Source organism: Endozoicomonas sp. SESOKO3, assembly GCF_024606255.1.
In genome coordinates this window covers 1-10,370 of the sequence record NZ_JAHHPR010000035.1, presented here as the reverse complement: position 1 = coordinate 10,370, position 10,370 = coordinate 1, and the positions used below count along the sequence as shown (strand labels likewise).

At 40.6% G+C, this 10,370-nt stretch carries 10 protein-coding genes; 5 read left to right on the top strand and 5 right to left on the bottom strand.

Annotation, left to right across the window (positions count from 1 at the left end):
- Positions 1–73: 73 nt before the first annotated feature.
- Positions 74–1,462 (bottom strand): hypothetical protein, encoded by a 1,389-nt coding sequence (locus KDK18_RS00535; protein ID WP_257252430.1) that lies wholly within the window; start codon positions 1,460–1,462, stop codon positions 74–76.
- 556 nt (positions 1,463–2,018) lie between these two features.
- Here KDK18_RS00535 and KDK18_RS00530 point away from each other — a divergent pair.
- Positions 2,019–2,780 (top strand): hypothetical protein, encoded by a 762-nt coding sequence (locus KDK18_RS00530; protein ID WP_257252428.1) that lies wholly within the window; start codon positions 2,019–2,021, stop codon positions 2,778–2,780.
- Positions 2,781–2,818: 38 nt separating this feature from the next.
- Here KDK18_RS00530 and KDK18_RS00525 read toward each other — a convergent pair whose 3' ends face one another.
- Positions 2,819–3,508 carry a hypothetical protein gene (locus KDK18_RS00525; protein WP_257252427.1) on the bottom strand — a complete coding sequence of 230 codons (690 nt, stop codon included), beginning with the start codon at positions 3,506–3,508 and terminating at the stop codon, positions 2,819–2,821.
- Between the two features lie 81 nt (positions 3,509–3,589).
- The gene (locus KDK18_RS00520) at positions 3,590–4,654 is read right to left on the bottom strand and encodes a DUF3080 domain-containing protein (RefSeq protein ID WP_257252426.1); all 1,065 of its coding nucleotides are present in this window, start codon (positions 4,652–4,654) and stop codon (positions 3,590–3,592) included.
- A gap of 163 nt (positions 4,655–4,817) precedes the next feature.
- Here KDK18_RS00520 and pdxB point away from each other — a divergent pair, with 163 nt between their 5' ends.
- From pdxB to KDK18_RS00500, 4 genes are all read left to right on the top strand, one after another.
- Positions 4,818–5,969 carry a 4-phosphoerythronate dehydrogenase PdxB gene (gene pdxB, locus KDK18_RS00515; protein WP_257252425.1) on the top strand — a complete coding sequence of 384 codons (1,152 nt, stop codon included), beginning with the start codon at positions 4,818–4,820 and terminating at the stop codon, positions 5,967–5,969.
- A 95-nt stretch (positions 5,970–6,064) separates the two neighbouring features.
- Positions 6,065–6,436, top strand: coding sequence for a disulfide bond formation protein B (locus KDK18_RS00510; protein ID WP_257252423.1), 372 nt, complete (start codon positions 6,065–6,067; stop codon positions 6,434–6,436).
- A 216-nt stretch (positions 6,437–6,652) separates the two neighbouring features.
- Entirely contained in the window at positions 6,653–7,525 is an 873-nt protein-coding gene (locus tag KDK18_RS00505; RefSeq protein WP_257252421.1) for a hypothetical protein, read from the top strand.
- Positions 7,526–7,890: 365 nt separating this feature from the next.
- Positions 7,891–8,532 (top strand): hypothetical protein, encoded by a 642-nt coding sequence (locus KDK18_RS00500; RefSeq protein ID WP_257252420.1) that lies wholly within the window; start codon positions 7,891–7,893, stop codon positions 8,530–8,532.
- 137 nt (positions 8,533–8,669) lie between these two features.
- Here KDK18_RS00500 and KDK18_RS00495 read toward each other — a convergent pair whose 3' ends face one another.
- Both KDK18_RS00495 and KDK18_RS00490 read right to left on the bottom strand, forming a co-directional pair.
- Positions 8,670–9,593 (bottom strand): hypothetical protein, encoded by a 924-nt coding sequence (locus KDK18_RS00495; RefSeq protein WP_257252418.1) that lies wholly within the window; start codon positions 9,591–9,593, stop codon positions 8,670–8,672.
- A 330-nt stretch (positions 9,594–9,923) separates the two neighbouring features.
- Complete coding sequence (locus KDK18_RS00490; protein WP_257252417.1) at positions 9,924–10,289, bottom strand: hypothetical protein; 366 nt, start codon at positions 10,287–10,289, stop codon at positions 9,924–9,926.
- Positions 10,290–10,370 lie beyond the last annotated feature (81 nt).

The following is a 10,370-nucleotide window of genomic DNA, read 5'->3' as shown; positions in this document are numbered from 1 at the left end:
AAAATAAAAAAAGTTCCTGAACACTGGTTCAAAGTCGTAATGGTGCGGAGTTGATGTGGTTAGGTATCTTCTACTATTGGCGCCACGTGTAATCATGTCCATAGTAATAATACTTGAGTAATTGCATGCCAACGAGACTATGTGCTTCTCTGTAATATGGATCTGGATTAAAACAATATCCATTATTCGGTTCTTCATGAAGGTCTATTATGCTTACTCTTTTTGAAGCAGCTCTTAAAAAATCATCTTTAGAGTGCTCTGTCATAAATAAACAACCATTGTCACCTTTCCAGGAAACAACTTGATTGGCAGGTTTCAATAGATCATAGTAGTGGTGTGAAATATGTCCTATCTGTGTTGCTAGATATTGATAGTTACGCTCTGCTTCACCACTGAAAATATAATTAAATAGCTTTCTTGCTTTGTCCGTAGACCATATTTTTGATTTTCGTTTATTTAAATGAGGCAGATCGGAGAAAAAAGATCTGTGTGCCACTAAACGCTTTCTATCAATATCAGATAGTCCTGTTAAGGTGTGGCCATTGATATCTTTGAGTAGAATGTCATCTGGCATTTTTGGCAGAGTAAACATCCCATGTCTGGCTAATATGTAGGGTGGTTTGGATAACCATTGATTATCAATATCGGAATAAAATAAATGATTAACTCCGAGCTTTTCTAAACGATTAGCTAGTTTGGGTTTATTTTCAGAACTCGCCTTATCTATACAAAAGCTTAGTGTATTAGCAATGTTTTGAGACACAACAACTCTAATAGAATCCATAAACTCAAGGCTCATAGATGAAGCATATTTATTTAATGGCATAGGGAATTTTAGCTGAAGGTCTGTTTCCAAAGAGATACATAAGATATTATCATGGCTTATAAATTCAGCTTTCATCTCTTGAATTTGAGACTCTGTTAAACTCATATTCGAAAACACTATAAGCAGTGGAATATCATTTTTACTTAGACTGCTTCCTTCTTCTAATATTCTTTGAACATAATCTATCCCCTTGAGCCCTTCAGGATTATTCAAACCATTAAATATGGTGGTGCCATGCAGTGCGGCCCATGTGTGAAAGACTGGACATGGAGGACATACCCTCAAATCCATAGCTGTGGCTTTCTCCAATGAATCAATGCCTGAAAACTTTAAACCATCAGCCATGTTTTTCCAGGACTCTTCATCAATTGAATCAAAAAAAGTTTTATCGAGATTGAAGACTATATTTTTTGCAAGGTCGATATAGTAATTATTCTTATCTTTCTCGGTTGGAACCAAGGAAATGGATCTTAAAAGCAAGTCCTTATGGGCTATTTGATTTCTTGTGTGCTCTGCTGCGTCAGTAAGATATTTATTATCATCAGCTTTGTTTATGGGCAGGCTGTCGATCTCCATTTCGAAGCATTGTGGGTTATATGACCCTTGCACGATAGTCGGTTTTACTACTTGATCCATGTCTTTATTCCTTCATTATTAGTAAATTATTCATTAGTACCTTATATTTTATTTGGGTTCAAACTAATTACTTACAAGTGTGCAAGAATGCCTAACAAAAAAATCAAACAACTGTGATTTTTTATAAAGGAGTGCTGAGTGTCGGAGCTACCGTGAAGGTATCCACTCATATTTCTCACCTTGTTTCTGTATTTATGGAAAAGAAGCAAGTTTAATCAAAGCGCGTAATAACTTAACGTTAGAATGACTAACTAATAAGATAATTTGGGAACTCCGCAAAGCATTAGGAATCAAATCTTTGGATGTTTTTACGTTGTGAGGTAATGGTATGCTGCCATCTTATCCAGACAATACATTGTATAAAGAATGGTACTTTGATAAAAGGAACCCTATTCATAAAGTAAATGCTGGGAAATTGAGTAAACGATCTTTTCGATCAATGAAAAGAGTCTCTCCTTATCCTCTGAAATTTAAGTACACACCTATTCTAAAAAAAACTCGAAGATCATTCACTCTAAGGATGAAGAGTGTAACAAATTTGGTGACACAGAAGCTCATGAAAGTACTTGCAGCAGAATTAATTGATTGGAATAGAGCATTAAAGCTACTGAGGTCTGGAGGAGATCCATTTGCGTTTAAAGGTGATGCTTTTAGACCAAATATATTATTTAAGGTTGTTTTTGATATTACAAATGCTCCCAAAACTAAAGATAAACACCCTTTTGAAAAAGAACGAATCGAATTTATTAGGGAGCTCATGGAAAAAGAAGGGATCGAATCTTTATTGCTACAATTTGATTCAACACCTTTTGAAAATACTCCATTTACTGCAGCTGTAGCAGCCAGAGATAAGGGGGCATCAAAAGCTATATTCAATTATCTTCAAAAAACGAATCATGAGTTGCTAATTACGCCAAATCTAAAAAGTATGCCAAGGCAGTTTGGAAATAATACTCCTCTGGTGTTAGCTATTAAAACAAACAATGAAGCGTTAGCCAGAGATCTTGTGCCTTTTTATAATGCTGAGCTATTGCGCAAGCCTGTGACATGGGCAAATAGTAATGCTCTTGAGCTAGCTCATTTAGCAAGGTTTAATAATTTACTTCCAGTGATTGCAGAAGCAGCCCGAGGTTTTTCACCAGATGAAGCTAACAAGCTTCAGGCATTATACGATGAATGTCCACGTGGAAGTGATGTTTGGTATGATTTATATGAAACAGATATGTTTCTTAATGATGAAGGAGAATTTATTGAAGATAAAGAGAGAGTATCAAATTATCAACTCTACCATACTGCAAAATTTACCAACACAATATAGTGTACCAAGCGCAAAGCATGCAGTTGTTAGATACTTGCTTACTCTTCAATCATTTGGGTAATGGCAGCAATGGCATCAGGGTCACCACGCTTGATCTTGTTGGCAATGATGTGGTGAAAGAAGTACTTGAAATCTTCATGTTCCTGGGCCGGAAAAAGGCATCCATCTTTGGGCAGAATGGGGGTGGTTTCTACTTTCTTTTCGTCGGCGAGCATGGCATGAATACGACCATCGTTGTATAATCGCCAGCTGGTGACATGAATCAACAGGAGGGTGTGAAAGTTGTCTTCTGTCAGGATGGCGTGGGTGCCAATGTTGTCCCCAATTTCCTGAACAATGAAGTTGGGGTCGTCTTCCTTCGTTTGATAATAACGGGCGGCCATTTCAAGCTCAGTCATTTTGTATTCGGGAGGCTCAAAAAAGGCGTGGTCATGGAAGCTGTCGTAATAGCCTTCCCAATGACCGTTCAGTGGATCATTGAGGTCTCTTGCAGGCACCAGCTTGTTGAGCCAGGGCACCATGGCATCCACAGTACCATCTTTTTTCAGGGCCCAGCAGAGAATTTTCATGCTGAACAGTTTGCCCGGATTGGCGTCGTTACTGTAAAGCATTTCCAGGCCATCCAGCTCTGGCGCCAGTCTGATAATTTTTTCACTATTTGTTTCGTTGACGGGCTTGCGGGTAAAAAGGTCAATCACATTCCCTTCGACATCCGGCTTTTTATCCATTGAATCTCCGGTGATGCAGGGCGTAAAAGTGTGAGTCAGGAATCGCCCTTAAGGCAGTCTATCGGCACTGGTGTCTGGAAGTTAATTCGCAGGATTTTGTCCGGGTTGCATTTGGCATTCAGCCAGCACTTTCTGCCAGCTTCGGGTATGTCGCAGGATGGCTTTGTCCAGTTGATGCCACACTGAAAAGGTGGAGTCAGAATAGCCAATGGCCCGTAGATAGTCTTTCATTGCCTTATCAGGAGGCGCTGGCAGTTCATGCAGTAAAGGCAGCACGACTGACCGCCACTCTCTACCTTCTGAAACTACTTTTGCCATATAAGGCTGAATACTGTCGACGTAGAAAAGTCTGAATACATTGTTGAGTCGCTCTATTTTCAAGGAGCGCCGACCTTGCGGACAGATAGTATTGCTTTTTTCCAGCATCACTGAAACCCGATTGAGGGTATTGCTGATAGCCGTGGCAGCAGCCAGTAACTGACCACTATAATGCGAAGCAGTCAATTGTTGCAGATGCATTTCCAGAGACTGTTGATCGTAGGGAGGAGAAAAACGGTCATCTTTCAGATAGAACCGCAGATAGTTTAACGCTTCCAGTGTTCCCTGGCGGCCGTTATCACCGTGGAGGGGAAGCAGAGTCTGAAAGCCGCTGAGTTGGCCTGGCAGTTCGGTATTAGACAGCAACATGTTCCATTTCGCGGCAGGCAATGCGGCTTCTTTCTGCTGGAGGATGACTTCCAGCCTGACCCTGAGTTCTGGCTTTTTATCCTGCTGCCGTAAATAGTATGTGCAGTCTTTAAGCTGGACGATCAGTTTTTTTTCGTAGTGTAGCAACTGAGATGGCTGCATCTGTTTACCCAGGCTGTTGTTGCGGTGTGCGATGAGCTGGGTGAGCTTGGGACATTCCAGAAGGTTCAGGGCTTCCAGTGCTTTCAAACGAACATCGGGCAATGGATATTGCCTCTTTCTCAGCGGAGGAAGTTCAGGAAAGCTGACTGTAGCAGAAGGCATTGGCTGTCCGGTAACAGTACTGATCCTTTCTTCATACTCCTCCAACTGATATTCAGGCGTGGACCGAAAACCACAGCCCGTCAGAGTGAAGAGCAGAAGCAGGGCGAGGAAGCGAACAGTTACTTTCAAGGTCATGAGCAATGATTGGCCAGATTGAGAGCAGTATAGGTTTTATAATGGTTATCTTCTCTCGATTCTCTCAAACAAACGTGACAGATATGCATAAGCCCTGAGTTGTTAATTGTAAGGATGGACTATAGTATCACGGCATTACCGGACTCAACGAATATCACCATCGATGAAAATTGTTGCTGACGAGAACATACCTCTTCTTCATGAATGCTTTGGGGCACTGGGTGAAGTAATGGCTTTGCAGGGTCGGGATATTACTGCAGGCGATATTGCCGGTGCAGATGCGCTGCTGGTGCGCTCAGTGACAAAGGTGAATGAATCACTGCTGAGTCAGGCGTCCTCGCTCAGGTTTGTAGGCTCCTGTACTGCGGGCGTTGATCATATTGACCAGCAAGCACTGACCAAACGGGGCATTACTTTTGCCAATGCGCCTGGTTGTAATGCCCGATCTGTTGTTGAGTATGTGCTTTGTGCTCTGGATATCCTTGCCGATCGGGAGGGCTTTAAGCTGGAGAAAAGAAAGGCAGGTATTATTGGTCATGGACAGGTGGGCAGCCGACTTTATAAGACCCTTGAAGGACTGGGTGTTGAAGTTATGGCCTGTGATCCGCTCTGTGAGCGAACGCCGGGAGTCAGATTTGAACCTCTGGAAACACTGCTGCAACAGTGTGATGTCATTGCCCTGCATACTCCCCTGACCCGGAACGTAAAGTATCCTACCCATCACATGTTGGATTATGACAGGTTAAGTCAGATAAAACCGGGTTCTATTCTAATTAATGCCGGGAGAGGTTCGGTTATTGATAATCAGGCACTGCTGAAAGTCATTGAAGAAGGTCTCGATCTCAGTGTGGTGCTGGATGTCTGGGAATATGAACCTGATGTTAATCTGGATTTGCTGGCTCGCGTAGATATTGGCACCCCTCATATTGCTGGCTACAGTCTGGACGGCAAGATCTCCGGAACCGAAACGGTCTATAAGGCTCTGTGCCAGGCCTTTGGCCTGCCGGGTCGAGTCAGGCTGGCCGCTATCACTCCCATGCCCGCCCTGAAACGAATGGGCTTCAATGACTCTGCTACAGCCGCCCAGGCTGCTGGTTTGGCGATGAAATCGGTCTACGATCTGCGACGTGACGATGCCCTCATGCGCCGCCTCTTCTTTATGGACAAGAAGGCACGCCGTATTGAGTTTGACCGAATGAGAAAGCATTATCGGGAGCGGCGGGAATTCAGCACTCTGACGGTTCAGGCAAGAAAGTGTGAGACAGGAGTTCAGGCGCATCTGAAGGCACTGGGCTTTCATCTTCAGGAGCCCTGAGGCATGTTTGGCAGTTCGCTATAAGCAGTTCATTGTAAAGAGTCTTGGTCATCTTACGATAACTCTGTTGAGATAAGTTCACTGAGACAGGTTTCATGATCACGAAGCTGGTGCTGAGCCACTACATCAGACCATTGGGTTGGATTGCTATTGTGATCTGCGCAGTGACCTGGTGGATGGATCTGGTGGAAATCGTTCAAACCTGCCCATTCTGCCGAACAGAAAGAACAGCCATTGGACTGCTCGGAGTCTTAATGGTATTGCCTCACTTCCGTTATATCAGTATTTTCTTGACCTGCCTGGTTTCCGTGGTCGGTCTTGTTACTGCTTCTCAGCACTTGTTCCTGATGATAAAAAGCTGGCACTTCTCATTGAATACTCCACTGGTCATCATAGCTTTGTGTTTGCTCAGTGGTGAGTTACTGCTCCTGATCGAACGTACCTGGCTGAACCGCAAAACAGGTTGAAACAAAAAATTCAAACTCAGGCCTGTTCTTTGTTATGCGGACTTACTTCGTAGTTAGTGTTAATAAAAAAACTAGTAAAAAAGGGAATTATTATTCCTCTTTTCTGTCATATATAATATAACCAGTGTTGGAAGGCAGAAGGTTGAAAAAAAACTGTCGTCTGGATATGGGAAAGACTGTCCGGCTATTTTAAGAAATACTACAGGATGTATGACAATGAATCCACTGACAACAACATGCTTGCAAGACCACCTCGCTTTAGCACAGCCAGAATGTTCTGGTATTAAAGAGTTAGTACCTAATAAATTAATAATTGATCAAAGCTACGAATCACAGGTTAGTGAAAAATCATTATCAGAAAGAAGCGTAGATTCTTCGAGTCAATTTCATTTTCTTAATGAAGAACTCATCGTAGAAAAATTCTACATTGAAAAACTGAGCGATAAAGAAGTCTGCATTAAAGAAATTGACGATATAGAACATTACGATGAAAAAAAAGTTCAGATTACTAAATGCGTTGTTTTTCCCTTTGTTTTAAATGGTGTCAAGCATTATAAAATAGATGCAAGAAATCCTGTTCTGGATAAAGATTGTTTAGTTTCTTTATCTTGCGCTGAGGAAGTTAATGTTGATTTATGCTATCGAGCACAAGTAAAAAAAAGGTTGTCCGAACTTTTTACGAAGGGCTTTAAGAATGTTTGTAAAACGGTTTCTTCTTTTGAAAATGAAGGAGATGTTATGCGTGGTATTTGCCACCATTTTGTTAATTATCTGGCATTTGGGATGGATAAACAAACATCGCAAAATTTCAGTGAATGGTATGAAAAACTGCCGTTTGTTTCTATTCATATATTCGATAAGAAAAAAATACGCTGGGGAGATGTTGTACAATTTTTATCAGGTGACGCGGTGATTCATAGTATGTTTTATATAGGAGATGGAAAGTATATAAGTAAACATGGTCCGATGGATATATATTTCCAATCTTTGCCTGCTGCACAAGCGACATACCCTTGCGACACAGTATGGATTGTTAGATTAGCGGCTGAATATTATTCAAAAAATATACCCTTTAAAGAAAGTTACTGACACAGCTGGTTATCTACCCTGAAGTCGGTGTGGTAGTTTTTACAGAATCACTCCTCGTCGGTCGCTTAGCCTGCAAGGTTTTGACAAGTTCATTACTCCGAAAAATGCTGTGCTTGAACGTAGATTCAATATCTTCTGCAAATTATGGTTTGGTGCAACCAATGAAGACTGCTTAGGGTCACAGTTTTCGGTCATAGAGAGTCGTTCAATGAAGCTGAACAGGATCAACTGTAAGGCCCCGAGTCTCATGACGCCGAAACAGTAAAAAGTATGGCTTGGTTTTCTATTGCCGGTATCAGTTTGCCAAGACAATTACGAACATTGAACTATCCTTAACAGCCTGACTCAATGTTGTATGGTAATTTATGAAAAGTTTAAAGGCATTCTTGCCAATTTTTATAGTTTTTATGATGTTTCCTAACTCAGGGCTCGCGGATGGTAAGGATGAGTTAGTGAAAAGAGCAAGTGACTTCAAAAAAGCTTTTTCAGATAGGTTGTATGGAACACATAGTTGGGGAGCTCAGTTTGATGGGTCTACAATGATTCAAATTGCTGAAAAGATTGTTGTCGATCATGGCATTCAAGGGGATTTGATACCGTTTATTATACCCTTGAGTGAAGAATACTCTGCTAAAGGTGATTCACTTTCACTCATCATATTAGCTGCAATGTGTCTTAATTATGTCCCACATGCAAGTCGTGAGATCATTTTAAGTTATCTTATGATATTACAGTCTGCAGTGTTTGAAGCAATGAAGTACCACGCAATACAAAAAGAATATATTTTTAATCTGATAGAGAAAAAATTTGAGGATATGCCTTCTGATGGGATAAACTTTTTTATTAAAGAATCACAGACTGTATTTAATTCAGTTTCTCTGGACTATTATTCGACTTTTTTTCGGCCTTCTGAGCAAGCGATATTTTTAAATTATCTAAGCTGTCCTTTGACATTATTAGCTGCATTATCTTCAACCTGGGTAATCTACCCCTCTGAGCGAGAGTAAGATAAGTATTCTTTTCAACTTATATGGCATAGATTGCTTGAAAATCACTCTATGGTGCCAACCCATAAATAATGAAAAAAGTGCCTCAAATTATTTTGAGGCACTTGTAATGTTTTCTCAAACGGGTATTTTTACTATCAAAAATAGTTATAGTGCTTGCCATGCATATCGATAAAGCCATCAATATTTAACGGTTTTCTCAGTAAGACCTTTTTCCATTGATTGCCATCAGGTAAGTAATGCTGAGTGTATAAATAACTATTTATTGAATATGCTTCAACTCCTGACATTAAGCCTATAAGGGCAAAGCTACCAAAATAATCACCAACAGTTTGAAATCGCCTCCAGAAACTATAACCCTCACGCATGCGAGAAAGTCCGGTAATAGTCCAGAGTACAGGAAAAGATGCCATCCCTATTATTGCAGTTCCTTCACCGTCAGGAAAACTATAATACTTGACTGTTCTGGAGTCCGATAAATCATTCTGCAGTTTGTTTTTGAAATTTTCTCCAGTGGAAATGCTCCCTTGTTCAGCAAGTTCATTTGAAAAATTATCTAATACACTAGATATGTCTTTGTCTATTTTATTGGGTGACGCAAACATATGTGATACCCATCGTGTAATATCAGGAGATTTATACGGTTTGGTTTTAATATCGATTACTGTATTTCTGTATAAGACTAATTCGATATTATCAAGCATTAACGTTGTAGTAGGGTAAAAAGAGCGGTCGCGGGATTTAAGGTTTCTTATTGTTGCAGTAGAAATAACCGGACCAAAGATATTTATTCCCTTTATCTCAGACAAATTGACATTTCTCTCTTCGGCATTAAGGTTTATCCGTTTTTTTAGTTCCTTAATATCAACAGTGTCAGTGCAAAAGTAAAATGCGGAGTAGCCCTTTTTGCCCACGCTGTGTATATAACGATGAATTGCATTGTTATATTTTTCACAATAAGTCTCATGAAATACAATCGCATAAGTTGGCTGCGACGTTAAACTATCTGCATTGAGGAAAAAAGGAAATAAGTAAAATATAGATATTATTCTGAGCAACATGGTTTTTAAATCTCCAGTCTTTATTTTCAAAGTTGGACACTAAGGAATTGAAAAGCTTCCAATCTTTCGAAATCCACTCAAAAGCAGCATAACCTATTGTAGTTAATCAAAGCTGAGACATTTACCAGTTAGCCCACTCTGAAGTTTTTCAGACAGCTAAAGCTTGCGGTGTTGAGTCATAGCAATTCCTTAAAAAGGTGTTCGCTGAACGACTGAGAACTGAAACAGTCGAAAAAAGCGTAACGAAATAATCATTTTGCCTAATTATTATCGGACGGGGGATTAATTCATAGTATGTTTTATACGCCTGCCTGTAACAGTAAAGTACTTTCATATTGAGTCATAGAGCGCTTTGTCGGGTCTGACATGGACATGCACGTCAAACCTGTGTTTCACGTGCCTGATAGTAATCGGTTCATCAATGCTCTTCACCAACTTGCCATTATAACTAACGGTGATACGTTCAATAATCAGTCCAAGATCCCGTGCAACATTCACTGTACTCTTACCGTTTACCGTCGTTTCCAGGAAAGCGGACATGAAAGCGTCCGAATCGTAATCCTTTTGGTGCTCTATCAGGGTCTCTATGGTTTTCTGATTCGTCATCATTTCCCGGTCAATGATCTTCGGCAGTTCCAAAAGCCATCCAAAACTGTCGAAACTCAACTTAAACTGCCGGGCAATCACATTGCTCATGTAGAAATCTTTGGGCTTGATAGCCCCCGGTAACTTTCAAGGTAGATGTCGCCTCAACTTATGCAGCTAAATCACAATGCT